Genomic DNA, 17,938 nt, shown 5'->3' on the forward strand with positions numbered 1-17,938 from the left:
CAGCGGCTCGATCACGAACCGGGAGCGGAACTCGTCGACGACCTCTTCGGTCAACGAGGGGCGCTGAGCGATCAGCATGAGGTATTGCCTCCAGTGATTGGCGCCCGCTATGTGACGCCGTAGACACCACGAAGGGTACGTCCGGTTCGGCCTCCCACGCGGCTGCCCCGCCCGTCTGCCGGCCGGTCGGTTGGCCCGGCTCTTGCCGGAGTGAAGTACAACGATCAGCTACTCCTGCCCCTGGGAGTCAGCCACCGACACATTTCGTAGGTGCATACTGGGGACAATGACAAAGCCTGCTGCACCGAAGCGTCATTTGCCCACCAGCCCCTTCAAGGCCCCGGTCACGCCGGCTCCCAAGGTCTTCGCCGTGGGTGACCAGGTCACACACGACATCTATGGTCTCGGCCGGGTGATCGGCATAGACGACGGAACCGCGGCGCTCGTGGATTTCGGCTCGGCGCAAATGCGGATCTTGAGCCCGTACGCCAAGATGACCAAGCTTTAGGACCGCTGTGCCGGGTCACGGCACACCAGGCCCCTTCAGGGGGTCCTGTTACGGAAGGGAAACCTCTCATCGATCTGACGTCGCTGTTCTCCGCCCTGGAAGGGCGACCCCGCTGTGCCACTGCAGCATCGCCGACCCCGACGACAAACCCCTTCCAGGCCCCGGACTTCGGGGAAGGCGAGACCTTCCTGCCCGAGGATGTACAGGAGCCCGCCTCGGGCACGCGTGCCGTGCAACCCAAGGCAACTTAGCTCCCACGAGTGCGGTGGTCTCGCAGCCGGCAGCGGGCCGCCTCCGGTGCGGCGGTCGCCGGTGTGGTCCTCGCCGTACGTGGCCCGCCGCAGCGCGCGCCGCAGCTCGTACGCGCCGTGCTCCGTGTCCAAGCCGGATTCCTCAATGGCCGCGCGGAGGTCCGCCGCAACCTCCCCCACTTGCTGTGGAGCGCACCACACTCGGCCCGCTGCTCCTCCGTCCACTCCAGCACCGGACCTGTCGCCCGGTGATGACCGCGGACTGCTTTCCGGGCCGCGTCGTACGCTCGCTGCAGGTCAGCGAGAGATTCCGGAACAGCGACGCCACCCATGCCGCGGATCGTAGACGTTCGAGCTGTCGCCAGATCTGACACGCCTGCGGGTGATCCGTCTGTTTTCCGAGATGCAGTTCGATGCTGCGGACGCCACGGTCCAACGGGCCGAGCCGGCTGCCCGTACTCGAAGCCCGCTTGCGGCGCGCACAGCGCTCCCTGGACCGTGCGCGGGCGCCCCGGGACGACTGACGACGACCGACGACGAGGCCGATGGGAGCGAGCCCAGGTCAGGGGCGTGAGGTAGGTCGCTCACCTACTCGTTTCCGCCGAGGAGTGGACGGCCGGCAAGATGGGTGTTTCTCGCTGACACTTGCGCCGCGAATGCACCCATTGGCCCTCGATGCGTGCAGAGCGCGCCCCGCACACTCGTATGGGTCGCGCGGCTTGTGGTCCCGCCTGGCGGGCGTGAAGCTGGCCGCAGCACCCGAGGGTGAAGGGCCCCCTCCACCCCCCGCGTAGCCCTCGGGCAGGAGACCCGCGGCGAAGCGACGGGGGCCTGTCCTGTTTCAGGGTCGGCGCCCCCTCGGTCGGACGTTGGGGGCGGCCCTCTCCGGGATCGCTCGATTCGTGTGAACGTGCCGGCTGCCGGTCGTCGAAGGCGGTTGGTCGATCACCACCCGACTGGCCGGTGATCCGGCAACCTGCCGGTCACCATCGTCGCGCTGCTCGCGACCCCTGAAGCCGCCCCGCCCTTCCGTCCCCACCACGATCCCCGACATCGTTCCGCTGCGAAGGACCCCGTGACCGTCGTCCACTGACCCTCACTGATCACCGGGCTCGTCGACCTGACGGTCGGCGGGCCCACAACGCGGCTTCGTCCACGAGTTTCGACAGCGCTGAGCTCCGTCCCAGCAGTACCTGTCGCGTTGGGGCTCCGAGGCCGTCGAGCACGAGCTCAAGCGGACGGCGTGACCGGGGACCGCAAGCCGAGCCACTGCTCGGCGTCCCAGGCGTGGAACCGCTCTACCTCGGTGAACCCCAGCTTTGCCGCGAGGCGCATCGAGCCGACGTTGGCGGTTCGGCTGGTGAGCACCACCGGCTCGCCGGGAAGGACGCCGTCGAACCAATCGAGTGCCGCCGCGCACGCCTCGGCGGCGTACCCGAATCCCCATGCCCGCGGCAGGAACAGGTAGCCGAGATCGGCCTTCCCCGCAGCAGCCGGGCGACGATGCTCCGTTGCCTCCTGAGCAGGATCTGGCCGATCATCGACCCGTCGAGATCAACGACGTAACTCCCCGGCCACCGCTCGGGCAACCCGGGCATCTCGCGCTCAAGCTCGTCACGCGGCCGGGGGCCGCCAAGGTAGGTGTGCACCTCTGGCGACGCCAGCAGCTCGATGAACGCCGCACGGTCCCGGGCCTCGGGCTCTCGGAGCGCGAGCCGCTCGGTCTTGATCGGGGCAGGCGGCCAGGCGACGGGTCCAAGATCAGTCATGCCGACCGACTAATCAGCAGGCTCGGCAACGATCAAGACTCGCGGACCGATCAGGCCAACGGCCCGGGTCCCACACTCACCAACGGGGCCGCGCCGTCCCGATCCGATCCATCCGTCGGTCACCAGGTATGGCCAAAGCCTACATTCTGGTGATCAAGGACCGCTCTCCGCTCCCCATCTTCCCCGTCCAGCTCGCAGACCAACCAAGTGGGGCGAGGAGCGGCCCCGGCCGTTTTCAAAGATCCCCATCAGCGATCCCGGCGGTGTTGAGTCGTAGTGCCAGTTCGCGGAACGAGACCACGTCTGGGCCCTCTTCAGATTCGGCCATGCACAGCATCCTGGCTGACCTGCGTCAGACAGCGTGGCTGGCCGGTCGCCGTCAGCCCGCCCCCATCCGCATAGCGCATACGCATGGCGTACCGCGCCGATGACCGTCAGTCAGCCACACAAAAAGGGCCGTCGGCGTCGCGAGGCAGTGCGGTTGGAGGCCGCCGGGTTGTTCGACCAGGAAGTCGCTTCGCCGGAGGTCGCCCGCAGGTTGCGGGTGAGTTCGAAAGTCGGCCTACGGGTGGCAGAAGGCCTGGCGGGAGGGCGGGACAGTGGCGCTGGCCTCACGCGGGCGAAGGGGTCATCGGTGCAAGCTGTCAGCGCGCTGCCTAATCGTGCTTCCGAGTCAGAGCAGCTGATCCAGTCGAACGTTCATGCGACGAAAGCCAGTAGCGTCGTAGAACGCACGAGCGCCTTCGTTGAAGTCCCAGACTTCAGTCACCAGGCGTCGACAACCTTCCTTGCGTCCCACTTCACGCACCGCTTCGAGCAGCGCCGAGCCGACGCCCATGCCGCCGGCATCGGGGACCACCGCGATTTGATCAAGAACCACGACTAGGTCCGATCGGACCAGTGCACTGGAATCCCAGCTCACGACTCGAGCCTGGGCGTACCCAACGGTTCTGCCGTCTGAGGTCTCGGCGACGAAGGCGGTGGTTGAGGGATCGGTCAGCCGGGCTACGAAGAACGCTTCAAGGGCATCCTGCTCAGGCGAGTCGACGAACAAGTCAGGACGGTGTGCCACATGCAGCTCGTGGACGGTGCCGTTCAGGCTTGCAAGCAGCGGAGCATCGTCAGTGGAAGCAGTTCGTATCTTGATCACAGCGACATCCTCGGTCTCCGATCAAGTCGCTGTCACGTGGTTTCGGTCGGGCGAAGGGCTACCGCTGGGCTCTTCAACGAATCGTCACCCCGAAGAGCCGATGCCAGTAACGTGCGATCACGTGGGCGGGCGTTCCGGCGGCTGTGATCGGACGGGCGAGGTGAAGGCATCCCAATCGGCGCGGCCGCCTGCCCCCATGACTTCGGTGGCGGCCCCGAGCTCTGCCGGGGTAAGCGAACGCAGTTCGCGTCGGGCGACCCGGGAGACCACCGCCGGGAAAAGCGGCCGCAACAGCTGGCACCAGCGCAGCCACGGTGGCGCGTACACATGGTGGGCGCGATGCGCGATACCCGTGGCAAGCCAGTCAGCCACCTGATCGGGTGCGTGGACGCGGCGGGCGAACGCCGGCTGGTTCCGCCGCAGGGAACGCAGCACCGGATGATCATCCATTCCGGTGATCATGTCGGTACCGGTCCAGTGGAGGTAGGCGATACCGACGGTCACGCCGTCGGGCTCGACCTCGCCGCGCAGCGCCTGCGCGAAGGACTCCACGCCGGCTTTGGAGGCGCAGTAGGCGCTCATCAAGGGTGCGGAGGAGAAGGCGGCGGTCGAGGCGATCTGCAGGAAGTAGCCGCGGGTGCGGGTGAGCTGGGGCAGGAAGGCTCTGGCGGTGTTCGCGGCCCCCACCAGATTGACGTCGATGACGCGTTGCCAGAGCTCGGCCTCGGTTTGAGCGAAAAGCCCCCCGACGGCGATACCCGCGTTGGCCACCACCACGCTGGCAGGACCGAGTTCCTCACCCACCCGCCGGGCAGCGCGATCCAGTGCGGCGCGGTCGGTGACATCCGCCTCGAGGCAGATGCTCGGGTTGAGCAGGGAGGCTGCCGCCTGGGACAGGGCTTTCTCCTCGCGGCCCAGCAGCACGACCAGCATGCCGGCCGCCGACAAGTTCCGGGCGAGTGCCTCGCCGACACCTCGAGCCGCACCGGTGACGACAGCGACGCGCCCTTCCAGCGCACCCTTGGCGCTGCGGGCGCGTGCGCCGGCACCAGTGATGTCCCTCACGCCTGGCTCCTTCCCGCCGCCGACGGCGCTTGTCGTCATCTGCGTCTTGTTCGTTCTTGTTCGAGCGCGGTGAGGCGGTCTGAGAGTGGGAGGCAATCACCACTCAAAGCTGCGGGTCCCAGGCACCGCCTGCTGTTTGGCACGGTGTGCGCCGACGGAGCCCTTCGCTGTGACGGCGTGATGGCCCAGCGGTGCGCGTCGGCTGCAGGTGCGCAGCCCATCGGCGGAGCCGTAGGCGTGATCTTCGGTCAGATCGTACTTCGAAGCAGGCAGGAGGGTGATGGCGGCCGGACGCGGCGGCCTCCGACGGTGAGCACCACGGGAGGCCGATGGAGGCCCCACCGCTTCCAGCGCCTTGGCGGTGAGCGCCTACGCCCGGGCGACCCCGCTCGGAGCGCGTATGTGTGGAGGTAGGTCGGACGGGGCCGCAGGTTCAAGGATGCGCCCCGGTCCGGGACAGCGCACCCTGGGGACGTGAGTCGGGTGGTAGCGGCGAGATCCTGGGTCTCGCCTACCGCCCGGCTGATCTGCCGGAGTTCCTTCGGCGCGCCGGCATCACCCCGGACGGCATCAAGCTGACCGACCCCGACCGCGAGTGACAGCACTTGCGCATGGGTTGGACGGCAGTCGCTGATCGGGCCGGCCGGGGATGTGGATGAGAGGCGACGGCACGTGGACGTAGGGTTCGGGTGTGGCAGACGAGAGTGAGCGAGCTGTTCAGGCGGCCATTGATGCAGAGCTGAGGCTTCTCGATCCTGAGGTGCGTGCTTCGCCGGTCCTTGTCTCGGAGCTGCTGGACCCGGAGTTCGTCGAGTTCGGGGCATCTGGCCGCCGGTGGGACGCGACATCGATCCTCACCGTGACGAGTGCCGGCTCAGTGGATCCGGAGTCGCCGGTCAAGGTCAGCGAGATGTCAGGCGTCGTGCTCGCTCCGGGTGTCGTGCACCTGACGTACTTGGCTGACAACGGCGGACGCCGGGCATGGCGAAGCTCCCTGTGGCGTCTGACGGAAACGGGTTGGCGCATGTACTTCCACCAGGGCACTTCGGCCGGCTGAGCGAAGGCGCGGCACGGTACCCGGCGGGCCGTCCAGGGGCGGCCCGTATGCTCGGACCATGGTCGGTACACAGGCGCAGAAGGCCGAGCGGGGCCCGGGGCGCCCGCGGAACGAGCGGGTGACCAGTGCCGCCCTGAACGCCGTGATCGAGCTGGTGACGGAGCAGGGCATCGCGGCGGTGACCATGGATGCCGTCGCGGCGCGCGCCGGGGTGAGCAAGCCGGCGATCTACCGGCGGTGGCCCACGAAGCAGGCCCTGGTCATCGCGGCAGCCGAGGCGCGGATCGGCGAGTTGTCCGTACCGGACCTGGGCGATTTCCGGGCGGAGCTGCGTGAGGTCCTCGCCGCGCGCCTGGCGGCCTACCGGCGGCCGGGTACGGACCGGCTGATGGCCGAGATGATCGGGGCGGCCGCGGAGGACGGCGGGGCTCGCGGGGTGTACGCCGAGTTCGTCGGACGGATGATGGGCGAGACCCGGAGCATCCTCGAGCGCGGGATCGCCCGTGGCGAGGTCAGGCCCGACGTCGATGTGCGGTCCGCGGCCACGCTGGTGGCGGCGCCGCTGGTCTACCGCCTGCTGGCCGAGCGCGAGCTGCCCGACGAGCGGCTCGTGGACGATCTGATCGATCTTGTGGGCCGCGCGGTGGGCCGCCCGGCCTGAGCCGGGCCGCGGCCGTTCGGGCCGCTCCCGCCCCGAAAAAAGTTTCCGGTCGGCTCTTGCCCCTCCACACCTCAATATCGATACTTCCGGTAACGATATTCCGGTGCGACCGTGGAGGCCCGCATGTCCGCCCCTGCCACCCCCCGACCTGCCGTCGACAAGCCGCTGATGCACTACGGCCCGCGCGTGCTGGAGCGCACCGCGCCGGGGACGGCTCCTTTCGAGTACCGCCGGCTGCGGCTCTCGCCCCTCACCCCGCACATCGGCGCGGAGATCAGCGGTGTCGACCTCGCGCAGCCGGTCGACGAGGAGCTCGCCGAGGAGCTCCGGCAGGCCCTGCTGGAGTGGAAGGTGGTGTTCTTCCGCGGCCAGCGGGACTTCACCCCGCAGGCGCAGCTCGCCCTGGCCGGGATCTGGGGCGAGCCGGAGCCGAACCCCTTCTTCCCCAAGGGCGACATGGCCGGCGTCTCGCGTCTGGCCAAGGACGCCATGACCGCCGGCGGCGAGAACATCTGGCACAGCGACCACTCCTTCATGGCCGCCCCCGCGCTGGGCTCGGTCCTGCGCGCGGTGGAGATCCCGCCCGCCGGCGGCGACACCATGTGGGCTGACATGGGGGCGGCGTACGACAACCTGTCCGAGGACCTCAAGTCCCGGATCGAGGGGCTCACCGCCGTGCACGACTGGGTGCCCAGCTGGGGCGCGCTCATGACGCCGGACCAGGTCCAGGCCCTGCGGGTCACCCTGCCGCCCGTCGAGCACCCGGTCGTCGTCCGGCATCCGCGCACGGGGCGCAAGCTGCTCTACGTCAACGAGCCGTTCACCGTGCGGATCCTGGGGCTGTCCGACCAGGAGAGCCGGCAGCTGCTGGACGAACTCGTCCTGCAGGCCCGCGTCCCCGAGTACCAGGTGCGCTTCCGCTGGCAGGCCGACTCCGTCGCGATCTGGGACAACATCGCCACCCAGCACTACGCGATCAACGACTACTTCCCCCGGCGCCGGGTGATGGAACGCATCGCGATCGCCGGCGTCCCGCTTTCCTGACCCCCCGCCACCCTTCCTGCTCTCCAGCAGCATCCACCGCGGAGCCACCGTGACCGACACCGACGTCGCACCCGTCCAGCCCGCCCCGCCCCGAAGAACACCTCACGCCCACAGACGCCGCGCGTGGGCCGTCACCGCGCTCCTCGTCGTCTTCATGATGGTCAACTTCGCCGACAAGTCCGTCCTCGGGCTGGCGGCCGACCCCATCCGCCGGGACCTGGGGCTGTCGGCGACCGGCTTCGGCCTGGCGAACAGCGCGTTCTTCCTGCTGTTCGCCATCTCCGGTGCAGCGGTGGGGCTGCTGGCCGACCGCATACGGCCCCGCCTGCTGCTGCTGGTCATGGCGCTGCTGTGGTCGGTGGCCCAACTGCCGATGGCGCTCGGCGGCGGGATGGCCATGCTCGTCGCGTCACGGATCCTGCTGGGAGCCGCCGAGGGGCCCGCTTTCCCCGTCGCCCAGCACAGCGCCCTGTCCTGGTTCCCGGACAAGCGCCGCAATCTGCCCGGCGCGCTGATCACCGTCGGCACCACGCTCGGCGTCGTGATCGCGGCCCCCGGTCTGACCTGGTTGATCCATCACCACGGCTGGCGTGCCGCCTTCGGCCTGGTCGCGGTGGCCGGTGTGCTGTGGGCGGTGGCGTGGGCTCCCCTCGGCGGCGAGGGCCGCTACCTGGGCACCACCGCGGCACAGGCCCGGGACACGGAGGCCGGCCGGCCCGGCACCGACGCAAATGCCCAGGACGACGCTCCCTACCGGCGCGTTCTCGGCACCCGCACCTGGATCGGCGCCACCGCCGCCTACCTCGGCACCTACTGGTGCGTGGCCCTGCTGCTGGTCTGGGTCCCCTCCTACCTGCACGACGGCCTGGGCTACTCCACCACCACCGCGGCCAACCTGATCGCGCTGCTCTGGGCGGTCAACGCCGTTGCCCTGCTCGGACAGGCCGGGCTCACCGGATGGCTGCTGCGACGCGGCGTCAGCAGCCGGTGGGCCCGCGCCCGCGTGGGCGGCATCACACTGATCATCTCCGCGCTGGGCTGCCTGGCCCTGCCCGGCCTCACACGCGGACCCGGCACCGTGGTGCTCCTCCTCGTCGCGTTCGGGATCGCCGGAGTCATGACGAACATCGCGGTCACCACGGTCGCCGAACTCGCCCCCCAGCGGCGCCGCGGTGGTGCCCTGGGGGTGATGAACGCGGTGGTGACCACGGGGGGCCTCATCGCGCCCACCCTCACCGGACGCCTGGTCGACACCCAGGGCGCGGCCGGCTACCGCCACGCACTGCTGCTCTCGGGTGTGCTGCTCCTGCTCGGCGGAATCGCCGCCGTGACGCTCATCGACCCCGACCGCGACGCAAGCCGCCTGGCCGCATGACGCCCCCTCGCCCCTGTTCGCCCCGCCAAGGAGTGACGTGAGCAGTACCCCCGACACCCCCACCCCCGACGCCACCGCACTCGACACCGCCGCCCTCGACCGAGCCGTGAATGAACTGCGCCGCAACGCCGGGACCTGGGCCGCCACCCCGCTCAGCGAGCGCATCGGCCTGCTGGAGCGGCTCATGCAGCGCATCGTCGACGGCGCCGCCGACGTGGCCGGAGCCGGCGCCCGTGCCAAGGGATACGCCCCCGACTCACCCTGGGCCGCCGAGGACTGGGCCGGCGGCCCCTGGGCGCTCGCCCAGAACACCGGCGCCCTCCTGCACGTCCTGCGCCGTATCGCCGCGGGCAAGGACCCCGTCCACTCCGCGGCCGTCCGCCGCCACGACGACGGGGTACGGGTCGACGTCTTCCCCGCCACGGTCTGGGACCGCGTCCTGCTCAGCGGCTACTCGGCCCAGGTACGGATGCAGGCGGGGACCACGGTCGAGGGCGTCCTCGCCACGGCCGCGAGCGCATACCGCGGCTCCCCGCCGCAGCCGGGCGTCGCGCTCGTCCTGGGCGCGGGCAACGTCGCCTCCATCACCGCGCTCGACATCCTGCACAAGCTCTACGTCCAGGGCCAGGTCGTGGTCGCCAAGATGAACCCGGTCAATGCCTACCTGCGCCCCCACTTCGAGCAGGTCTTCGCCGAGTTCACCGCATCCGGCTGGGTGCGCTTCGTCGACGGCGGCGCCGCCGAGGGCGCCCACCTCACCACCCACGACGCCGTGGACACCATCCACGTCACCGGCAGCGACAGGACCCACGACGCCATCGTGTGGGGAACCGACGAGCGGGCCGGGCAGCGCCGCGAACAGGACACGCCGCTCATCGACAAGCCGTTCACCAGCGAACTCGGCGGCGTCAGCCCCTGCATCGTCGTCCCGGGACCCTGGAGCGACGCGGATGTGCGCTTCCAGGCCGAACACATCGTCACCAGCAAGATGATCAACTCCGGCCACAACTGCATCGCCGGCCAGGTCCTGCTCCTGCCCCGCGACTGGGCCGGCAGCGACCGCCTCCTCGACGAGATCCGCACCGTCCTGCGCCGGCTGCCCCCGCGCGCCGACTACTACCCCGGAGCCGACCGGCGCCTGGCCGCCGTCCGCGACGCCCACCCGGAGGCCGAAGTGCTCGGGGACGGCAGCCGCATCCTGGTGCCGGACATCACCGACCCGGACGACGTCCTCCTCACCGCCGAGGTCTTCGCCAGCGCGCTCGGCGTCGTCCGCCTCCCGGGCGCGACCGCGGCCGAATTCCTCGGCCACGCCGTCGACTTCGCCAACGACACACTTCCCGGCACCCTCGGCGCCACCCTCATCGTCCACCCACGGACGGAGAAGACGGCCGCGGCCGCCGTGCAACGCGCCATCGCCTCCCTGCGGTACGGCACCCTCGGCGTCAACTGCTGGTCCGGGGTGGGCTTCCTGCTCGGCTACACCCCCTGGGGCGCCCATCCCGGGCACACCCGCCAGGCCATCGGCAGCGGCATCGGCTTCGTCCACAACGCCTTCATGCTCGACGGCGTCGAGAAGACCGTGCTGCGCGCGCCCTTCGCACCCGCCCCGCGCGGACTGCTCACCGGGTCCCCGTCCCTCTCGCCGCGCCCGCCGTACTTCGTCACCAGCCGCACCGGCCTCGCCACCCTGCAACGCCTCACCCGCTTCACCGCCGCCCCCGGCATCGCCCGGCTGCCCGCCCTCCTCGCCTCCGCGCTCCGCGGCTGACCAGAAACGGCCACCCCATGCATCTGACCGACTTCCTCGCACGTGCCGCCGACGCCCACGGCGACCGCCTCGCGGTCGAACTCGGCGACCACACACTCACCTACGCCGAACTCGACGCCCTCGCCGGACGCACCGCCGCCCTGCTCACGGCGGACGCCGTGCGCCCGGGCGACCGCGTGGGGCTGATGCTGCCGAACCTGACGGAGTTCCCCGCCCTGTACTACGGCATCCTGCGCGCGGGCGGCGTCGTCGTTCCGATGAACCCGCTGCTCAAGCCGCGCGAGATCGCGCACTACGTACGCGACTCCGGCATGGTGATCCTCTTCGCCCACCAGGACGTCGCCGACCAGGCCCGCGCCGGCGCCGAAGGCACCGCGACCACCGTCGTCCCCGTCGCCCCAGGGGCACTGGAGGACCTGCTGGCCGGACACCGCGACCCGGCACCGGCCGCGGCCCTGGACGGTACGGACCTGGCCGTCATCCTCTACACCTCCGGCACCACGGGCACCCCCAAGGGCGCGATGCTCACCCACGCCAACCTGGCACGCAACGCCGAGATCACCGCACGCACCCTCATGCGGATCACCGCGGACGACATCGTCCTGGGCTGCCTTCCGCTGTTCCACGCCTTCGGGCAGACCTGCGCCATGAACGCAGCGGTCACCGCCGGTGCCCGGCTGACCCTGCTGGCCCGGTTCGACCCCGCTCAGGTGCTGCACACCATCGAGGAACGACGGGTCACGATCTTCGAGGGCGTGCCGACCATGTACGCCGCGATGCTCGCGGCACGCCTGGAGGCCCCCGAACAGCACGACGTCGGCTCCCTGCGCCTGTGCGCCTCCGGCGGCGCCTCGCTCCCCGTCGAGGTCCTGCACGCCTTCGAGACCGCCTACGGCTGCGCCGTCCTGGAGGGCTTCGGCATGTCCGAGACCTCCCCGGTGGCCTCGTTCAACCACCCGGACCGGCCTCGCAAGCCGGGCTCCGTCGGCACCCCGATCGAGGGCGTCGAGATGTGCCTGCTCGACCCCGAGGACGGCGTGGGTGAACTGTGCGTACGCGGCCACAACGTGATGGCCGGGTACTGGGAACGCCCCGCCGCGACCGCGGAGACCATCGTGGACGGGTGGCTGCGCACCGGTGACCTGGCCCGGGTCGACGACGACGGCTACTACTACATCGTCGACCGCAAGAAGGACCTGATCATCCGCGGCGGCTGCAACGTCTACCCGCGCGAGATCGAGGAGGTCCTGTACGAGCACCCCGCCGTCGCGGAGGCCGCCGTCATCGGCATCCCGCACCCCGCCCTCGGCGAGGAGATCGCCGCCGTCGTCGCCCTGCGGCCCGGCACCCCGGCGATCGGTGCCGGTGAGCTGCGGGACTTCGTCCGTGACCGGGTGGCCCCGTACAAGTACCCGCGAGAGGTCTGGCTCGTCGACGCCCTCCCCAAGGGCCCGACCGGCAAGATCCTCAAGCGGCAGATCGCCGCTCCCACCGCGCTCTGACCGGTCGCTGGAGCCGAGGTCGTCCAGTGCGCCGACGACGCGGTCGACAGGACGGGTCTTCGGGGTGGCGAGTCGGGTCCGACCGGACGGCGACGGTGAGGCCCCGGGCCCGTCCCCGACCTGGCAGGCTCGCCGGAAAGGCCCGCAGCGCCCACCGATTCGCTCACCGGTCACGGCCGGAACGCCTCAACTCACCGGAAGGTCATCTGACGCGGCTGCAACACCGCCCAGAGTGCGCATCAGCAGGCAGCGGCGAAGACGACGAGATGCGCCCAAGGCGAGTCGTCGAGCCCACGGGGCAGACACCAGGTCCGCTGGAGCGTGCCGCACGTGTGCCCGATGAGGCAGGGGACGGCGGGTGATGGCGGGGAACCACGGGCATCCGGACCGGGTCGCCAAGGTCGGCTTCAGCCCAGCTCAGCAGCCTCACTCCGCCAGGCTGGCACCCCACGATCCGAGTACGGCGGCGCTTGACTGAGTCGTTCATTGCAACTCCAGCCCACAGCCTCCCCACGTCGGCCGCGAAGCCGTCGTGGCTTGCAGCCTGTCGACCGCGCCCGTCGGTGGGCGGGCCGGCCACGTCCTGGCAGGATCGGGGTCGTGATCGACGTTCCCGCAGATTTCGCAACCGCGGCAGTGAACCGTGCAGGCCGAAGGGGCAAGGAGTGGGTCGACTCCCTGCCCGCACTGGTGGAGAGCCTCTGTGCACGATGGGGCTTGGCGGTGGACGGCGCGCCGCTCCACGGTCACCTGGGCCTGGTCGTCCCTGTCCGGCGTGGCGAGGAGCCCTGCGCGCTCAAGGTGTCATGGCAGGACGCCACGACGCTGCATGAGGCCCTGGGTCTTGCCGCCTGGGACGGCCACGGGGCCGTGCTGCTCCTTGACCACGAACCGGCCGCGGGAGCGCTGCTTTTGGAGCGACTCGACGCCGGCCGCACCCTCTCCGCAGTCGACGCCGACGAGGCGGTCACCGCCGCCGGGCTCCTGCTGCGGCGCCTTTCGGTCCCGGCCCCGCCCGGTTTTGGCAGCTTGCGAGATCTCGCCGCCGGACTCCCCGACCGCTTGAACCTCCAGTGGGAGCAGCTCGGTCGTCCCTTCCCCCGGCGACTGGTCGACGCGGCGGCCGGCCTCGCCGCCGAGTACGGCCCCACAACGGCGGGGCAGTTGGTCAACGGTGATCTGCACTACGAGAACGTGCTGGCCGGCGCCCGCGAGCCGTGGCTGGTCATCGACCCCAAGCCGCTCACCGGCGATCCCGAGTACGCGGTGGCGCCGCTGATCTGGCGGCGATTCCGGGACATGGACGGGGTCGCCGGCATCCGAACGCGCCTGGCCGCCCTCGTCGAGACGGCCGACCTCGATGCCGACCGGGTACGCGTCTGGACGCTGGTGCGCACGGTGGACTACTGGCTGTGGGCCCTGGGGATCGGCCTGACCGAGGATCCGCAGATGTGTCGGATCGTCGCCGAGGCTCTCTTCCCGCCCCTCCGCTGATCAATGATCCGGCGGCACCTGGCCCCGGCGGATTCGGACCGGGGACCGCCGTCGAGGAGCACCTTCTCGACGGGGCTCCTCCCGGGCCTTCCCACCCCGCCGAACGGCTTGAGGTCCTCAGGCCGAGGACTGCACGACGACCCGCTCACCCTCACCGTTCGGTTCCTCGAAGTCGGCCAGGTAGCGGCTGAACAGCGTCTCATCCACGGTGACGGAGTTGGCGCCTTCCTCGCCGTTCCGCACTGCGAGGCGACGCTCCAACGTCGTCCGATCGGCCTTGAGGTGGACCAGTTCCCAGCGGCACCCGTGGTTCTCGATCAGAGCCTTGCAGTCATCGCGGGCGGCACGACTCCAGAAGCTGTAGTCCACCACCACATCGCGCCCGGCCGACATCAGCTCGACCAGTTCCTGCCGCTGCTCGCGACGGACCTCCTCCTTGAGCCGGTCGAACGCCTCCGCCTCCAGCACCAGGCCGGCGTCGCGCTGCCCGAGTCGTTGCCAGACCACCTCGTCAATCGAGAGCCGCACGTAACCGCGTCGCACCAGCCCCATCGCGTAGGTGGTCTTGCCGGCCCCCGGAGGACCACACATCAGAACCACCGTGTTCAGTCGCTGCGTCACGGAGCCAGGTCAGGCCCGAAAGACACCCCCCCTCTCCGCGGCGGACGCGGGCGTCGGGCTTGACACCCGAGGCCTTGAGTCAGCGGCCCTCATGGCGCGGGGTCCGGGTGCGCGACCGGTCGATCTCGGCGAGCACTCGGTCCACATGCGGACGCACCTGCGCCTGTAGCGCGTCGCTCCAGCTCTCTTCGGAGTAGCGGGAATCGAGATAGAGCTGTCTGGCGTGCTCGAGGGCGGGGCGGTGCCCGGGCGGTAGCTGGGCGAGGGCCCAGTCGGCAGCGGCGTCCTTCGACCTGATCTCGCCGGTGGCGAGTGTGGTCCAGATGCGGGCCAAGGTCAGCAGGACGTTCCGGGTGTCGCCGTCCAGGTCGTCGAGCAGGCCGGGGATGCCCGCAACGCTCGCCCGGACCAGGTCGGCGTGCGGGACGGGGTCGAGGACCTGCGCCGGGCGCGGGCCGGTGAGGGGGTGGTCGCCGGCCAGTGCCATGGTGATCAGCAGGGCCAGATCAGGCATCGGCTCCGGCCCGGGGATCTTGCCGGCTTCGTACTCGGCGCGCAGCCACTCGCCGTACAGGAAGTCGCCGGTCGGCGGGTACCGCCACGGCCGCACCTCGGACTGGACGGCCACAGTGAGCTCGACCGGACGGGCCTTGTTCCGGGAGCCGGAGATCCCCAGCAGTCCACCGAGGAGTGCCCGTCGCTCCCGCTCGTCCATCCGCCGCCGGGAAACGACCAGCACGTCCACGTCGCTGGCAGGCCTGAGGCCGCCGAGCACGGAGGACCCGTGGAGGTAGGTGCCGACGGCCTCTGGGCCCAGCACACCGCCGACCAGCCCCGTGATCTCCTGAATCTGATCCACAGCGCCAGTGTCTCCCGGCGCCTGGGCCGACTGCACGGCATTACTGACGTTGCCTACGTGACGTCGTCATGACGGTGCCCGTCATGACGTCACCCCGAACCGAAGACCCCAGTAGTGGTTCTGGCTCAAGTTCTGTGATCGGTAACGCTGGGTTACCCGGCTGGAGATCGAATCGGAGTTGGGCGCCGGCCGAACGCTCCGAGCCGTGCCTGGTGTGGGCCGGCCGTCCATGAGGCCATGAGGAGGGCCGCCTGCGGCGCGCGCTGCTTGCGTGCCGCTGGTGCTCCCGGCCGTGCGCTGTTGATCCACTGTCTGCGTCGGCAGGTGCGTGAGGGCTCGTGCCCCGACCGGACCCGATCACTGCATCCGGTGAATCCACCTCTGGGCGAGTTCCGAGACCCAGGTGGCCGCCGCGTCGGGAGCCGGCGGAGGTGCGCCGACGACCACGAGTTCGGTGATGCCCGCCGCGGCGAGGGCGGGCAGGTGCTCCGGTGTGCCGTCGCTCAACGCGACGGCAACCGTGAGCTCGTCGAAGGCGCGGCCCTGGCGGGCGCACTCGTCGGTGAGGACGGCGACGCGCGAGCGGACGTCGGACGCGGCGACGTTGAAGCCGTACCAGCCGTCGGCGAGCGTGACCGCGCGACGCAGGGCGGCGTCGCTGTGGCCGCCGACCACGACCGGGAGCCCGCCGCCGCGCAACGGTTTTGGGTTGACCCGGATCGCGTCGAAGCGGATGAACTCCCCTGAGAAGGAGGCCGGATCCTCGGCCCAGAGGGTGCGCATCGCGGCGAGGTACTCTTCGGCGCGCCGCCCGCGCTGGGCGAAGGGGACCCCGAGCGCGGCGAACTCCTCGGCCGACCAGCCCACCCCGACGCCAAGGCTGAAGCGCCCGGCTGAGAGCACGTCTAGTGTGGCGGCCTGTTTGGCGACCACTACCGGGTTGTGCTCGGGTAGCAGGAGCACGCCGGTGGCGAGCTCGATCCGGCTGGTGACCGCCGCCGCGAAGGTCAGGGCGAGCAGCGGGTCCAGCCAGTCCGCGTCCGCGGGCACGGCGATCCGGCCGTCCACGGAGTAGGGGTAGCGGGAGTCGGGCGCGTCCACGAGCACCACGTGCTCGCCGCACCAGAGCCTGGCGAAGCCGTGCGTCTCCGCCGCTGTGGCCACCGCCCGGATGACCTCCGGACGGGCACCGTCACCGATGCCGAGCGCATGCAACCCCACTCGCATCCGCCACCTCCTGGCGTCACCCTAGGTGCGAAGTGCGGACGCGTTCGGGTGCATGGCAGGCAACGCGTGGAGGCAGCGCGGCATGCCACTCGGACGGGTGAAGTCGCCGCCGCCGCTCGAGCTGTCGTCCCGGCCCCGGGCGGAAGTCTTGTGGGCTTGATGGCACCGGTTGCGGTGCCCGTCCGTGGACTCCAGTGCCTTCTTCGGGCTTTGGCACCGCAGGTCGGCGCGGGGGCGGGTGGTCCGTGCCCGGCTCGACCGCCTGCAGTGCCCACCAGCCCCGCTCGACGGCTTCGCAGGCGGCACGTCGGGAACGGTCTTCCAGGACCCGTACGGGCCCGCCGGCGCCCGGAGGTCCGGCCGCCGGCGGGGCGATTCGGGCGGGGATCAGATGAACGCGCGCTTGTCGGCGTTCAGGCGGTGCGAGAGCCGTATGGTGATGAACTCGTTGTCGTCCGCCTTGCCCGGGGTGCGGCCTGAGGAGAACGGGAAGTTGTTGTCGTTCATGACCGCCAGGGTGCGGTCGTCGAGCAGGACCACGTCCTCGATCGTGGTGAACGGGAAGCGGAAGGTCGTCCCGAAGCCGCCGATGCGGTTGGGGTTCGCGATGTTCAGCAGGTCGGCCACCAGGGTCTTGTCCATGACGCCGTCGTCGTCGCGGTCGCGAGTGTCCGCGAGGTAGATGCGCTTGAACTGGGCCTCGTCGCCCTGCCCGCCGTCACGCTCGATGATGAGGAAGCGGTGGCTGTCGACGGCGATGGCGTCGCCGATGGCGTTCGCCGGCGACTCCAGGCGGTAGATCCAGCGCTTGCCGGTGTACTTGCCCGCACGCAGGTCGAAGTCGTTGATGCGCAGGTCGCCGGGGGTGTCGCCGTTGACCGTGCCCTCAAGGAGCGGGTACAGGTGGCGGCCGTCGACCGAGCGGACCATGCCCTCGAAGCCCTTGCTGCTGCTGGTGGTGGGCTGCTCGCCGTTCAGGTACGGGTTCTCCGGCGCCTTCACCCCGGCCAGCGGAATCGGCGCCTGCAGGAGGTGCCCGTTCGGCGAGAAGTGCAGCAGGAACGGGCCGAACTCATCGCCCATCCAGTACGTGCCGTCGTAGGCCCGCACGATGGACTCGACGTCGAAGTCGGCACCGGTCAGCTTGCGGTCGGGCCGCGTGAGCGGGAACGGCACGCGGCGGTAGGGGTCGCTCAGGTTGAAGCCCCCGAGTACCTTGACCTTTCCGGTCCGCACGTCGGGCTTGAGGCGCTGGACGCGGAGCAGGAAGTCCGCGCTGTTCGCCTTGTTGCCGTATCCGTTGTCGGACAGGACGTCGAAGCTGCCGTCATGCCGGTTGACGATGCCGCTGAAGCCCTGGATCGGCTGCTCCGCGAACGGTACCGCGATGCCGTTGAACGGGCCCGTCCCGATGGCCGAGCCCGACGGCTCGCTGCCCGGCACGAACGTTTCGGCGGCAAGGGACGCGAAGCCCGTCAGCCGGGCCTGCCCGAAGTCCGCGTGGTCGCGGTCGGCAACGGCGGGCGAAGCGAGTCCGACGGTCAGTGCGGCGGCACTGAGCATGATCAGAAGTTTTCTCATGGC

General features: G+C 70.4%; 14 protein-coding genes and 2 pseudogenes. 9 read left to right on the forward strand and 7 right to left on the reverse strand.

From position 1 onward, the window contains the following. Nucleotides 1-286: 286 nt before the first annotated feature. Nucleotides 287-508: a hypothetical protein gene (locus ACWDAS_RS33050; protein ID WP_450398297.1), complete on the forward strand. Its 222-nt coding sequence runs from the start codon at nucleotides 287-289 to the stop codon at nucleotides 506-508. 1,481 nt (nucleotides 509-1,989) lie between these two features. Here ACWDAS_RS33050 and ACWDAS_RS33055 read toward each other — a convergent pair. Continuing rightward, a pseudogene (locus ACWDAS_RS33055) lies at nucleotides 1,990-2,528 on the reverse strand (GNAT family N-acetyltransferase). A 427-nt stretch (nucleotides 2,529-2,955) separates the two neighbouring features. Between ACWDAS_RS33055 and ACWDAS_RS33060 the strand changes: the two are divergent. After that, nucleotides 2,956-3,187 (forward strand): annotated as a pseudogene (locus tag ACWDAS_RS33060) (helix-turn-helix domain-containing protein); the annotation flags it as partial. Nucleotides 3,188-3,201: 14 nt separating this feature from the next. Here the strand turns inward: ACWDAS_RS33060 and ACWDAS_RS33065 are convergent. Next, nucleotides 3,202-3,678: an N-acetyltransferase family protein gene (locus ACWDAS_RS33065; RefSeq protein WP_450398299.1), complete on the reverse strand. Its 477-nt coding sequence runs from the start codon at nucleotides 3,676-3,678 to the stop codon at nucleotides 3,202-3,204. Between the two features lie 117 nt (nucleotides 3,679-3,795). Next, on the reverse strand, nucleotides 3,796-4,743 hold the full coding sequence (locus tag ACWDAS_RS33070) for an SDR family oxidoreductase (RefSeq protein WP_450398301.1): 948 nt from the start codon (nucleotides 4,741-4,743) through the stop codon (nucleotides 3,796-3,798). A 691-nt stretch (nucleotides 4,744-5,434) separates the two neighbouring features. Here ACWDAS_RS33070 and ACWDAS_RS33075 point away from each other — a divergent pair. From ACWDAS_RS33075 to ACWDAS_RS33105, 7 genes are all read left to right on the forward strand, one after another. After that, nucleotides 5,435-5,800, forward strand: coding sequence for a nuclear transport factor 2 family protein (locus tag ACWDAS_RS33075; RefSeq protein WP_450398302.1), 366 nt, complete (start codon nucleotides 5,435-5,437; stop codon nucleotides 5,798-5,800). A gap of 58 nt (nucleotides 5,801-5,858) precedes the next feature. Further along, nucleotides 5,859-6,461, forward strand: a complete 603-nt coding sequence (locus ACWDAS_RS33080) for a TetR/AcrR family transcriptional regulator (RefSeq protein ID WP_450398304.1) — start codon at nucleotides 5,859-5,861, stop codon at nucleotides 6,459-6,461. A gap of 123 nt (nucleotides 6,462-6,584) precedes the next feature. Beyond that, complete coding sequence (locus ACWDAS_RS33085; protein ID WP_450398306.1) at nucleotides 6,585-7,505, forward strand: TauD/TfdA dioxygenase family protein; 921 nt, start codon at nucleotides 6,585-6,587, stop codon at nucleotides 7,503-7,505. 49 nt (nucleotides 7,506-7,554) lie between these two features. Then, the gene (locus ACWDAS_RS33090; RefSeq protein ID WP_450398307.1) at nucleotides 7,555-8,880 is read left to right on the forward strand and encodes an MFS transporter; all 1,326 of its coding nucleotides are present in this window, start codon (nucleotides 7,555-7,557) and stop codon (nucleotides 8,878-8,880) included. Nucleotides 8,881-8,917: 37 nt separating this feature from the next. Next, the gene (locus ACWDAS_RS33095) at nucleotides 8,918-10,651 is read left to right on the forward strand and encodes an aldehyde dehydrogenase family protein (protein WP_450398309.1); all 1,734 of its coding nucleotides are present in this window, start codon (nucleotides 8,918-8,920) and stop codon (nucleotides 10,649-10,651) included. Nucleotides 10,652-10,668: 17 nt separating this feature from the next. Beyond that, complete coding sequence (locus ACWDAS_RS33100; protein WP_450398311.1) at nucleotides 10,669-12,153, forward strand: long-chain-fatty-acid--CoA ligase; 1,485 nt, start codon at nucleotides 10,669-10,671, stop codon at nucleotides 12,151-12,153. Between the two features lie 690 nt (nucleotides 12,154-12,843). After that, complete coding sequence (locus tag ACWDAS_RS33105; protein ID WP_450398411.1) at nucleotides 12,844-13,647, forward strand: aminoglycoside phosphotransferase family protein; 804 nt, start codon at nucleotides 12,844-12,846, stop codon at nucleotides 13,645-13,647. A gap of 117 nt (nucleotides 13,648-13,764) precedes the next feature. Here the strand turns inward: ACWDAS_RS33105 and ACWDAS_RS33110 are convergent, their stop codons facing one another. The 4 genes from ACWDAS_RS33110 to ACWDAS_RS33125 all read right to left on the reverse strand — a co-directional run bounded on the left by ACWDAS_RS33110 (nucleotide 13,765) and on the right by ACWDAS_RS33125 (nucleotide 17,935). After that, the gene (locus ACWDAS_RS33110; RefSeq protein ID WP_450398313.1) at nucleotides 13,765-14,268 is read right to left on the reverse strand and encodes an AAA family ATPase; all 504 of its coding nucleotides are present in this window, start codon (nucleotides 14,266-14,268) and stop codon (nucleotides 13,765-13,767) included. Between the two features lie 79 nt (nucleotides 14,269-14,347). Continuing rightward, nucleotides 14,348-15,127, reverse strand: a complete 780-nt coding sequence (locus ACWDAS_RS33115; protein WP_450398315.1) for an aminoglycoside adenylyltransferase family protein — start codon at nucleotides 15,125-15,127, stop codon at nucleotides 14,348-14,350. 357 nt (nucleotides 15,128-15,484) lie between these two features. Then, a complete protein-coding gene (locus tag ACWDAS_RS33120) occupies nucleotides 15,485-16,354 on the reverse strand; it encodes an LLM class F420-dependent oxidoreductase (protein WP_450398317.1) in 870 nt (289 codons plus the stop codon). 387 nt (nucleotides 16,355-16,741) lie between these two features. Further along, complete coding sequence (locus ACWDAS_RS33125) at nucleotides 16,742-17,935, reverse strand: esterase-like activity of phytase family protein (protein ID WP_450398319.1); 1,194 nt, start codon at nucleotides 17,933-17,935, stop codon at nucleotides 16,742-16,744. Nucleotides 17,936-17,938 lie beyond the last annotated feature (3 nt).

The organism is Streptomyces sp. NPDC001070, assembly GCF_053598835.1.

Excerpts from the sequence above, each read along its gene's own strand:
- ACWDAS_RS33050 (WP_450398297.1), top strand. The coding sequence starts at position 287 with ATGACAAAGCCTGCTGCACCGAAGCGTCATTTGCCCACCAGCCCCTTC.
- ACWDAS_RS33080 (WP_450398304.1), top strand. The coding sequence starts at position 5,859 with ATGGTCGGTACACAGGCGCAGAAGGCCGAGCGGGGCCCGGGGCGCCCG.
- ACWDAS_RS33085 (WP_450398306.1), top strand. The coding sequence starts at position 6,585 with ATGTCCGCCCCTGCCACCCCCCGACCTGCCGTCGACAAGCCGCTGATG.
- ACWDAS_RS33100 (WP_450398311.1), top strand. The coding sequence starts at position 10,669 with ATGCATCTGACCGACTTCCTCGCACGTGCCGCCGACGCCCACGGCGAC.
- ACWDAS_RS33120 (WP_450398317.1), bottom strand. The coding sequence starts at position 16,354 with ATGCGAGTGGGGTTGCATGCGCTCGGCATCGGTGACGGTGCCCGTCCG.
- ACWDAS_RS33125 (WP_450398319.1), bottom strand. The coding sequence starts at position 17,935 with ATGAGAAAACTTCTGATCATGCTCAGTGCCGCCGCACTGACCGTCGGA.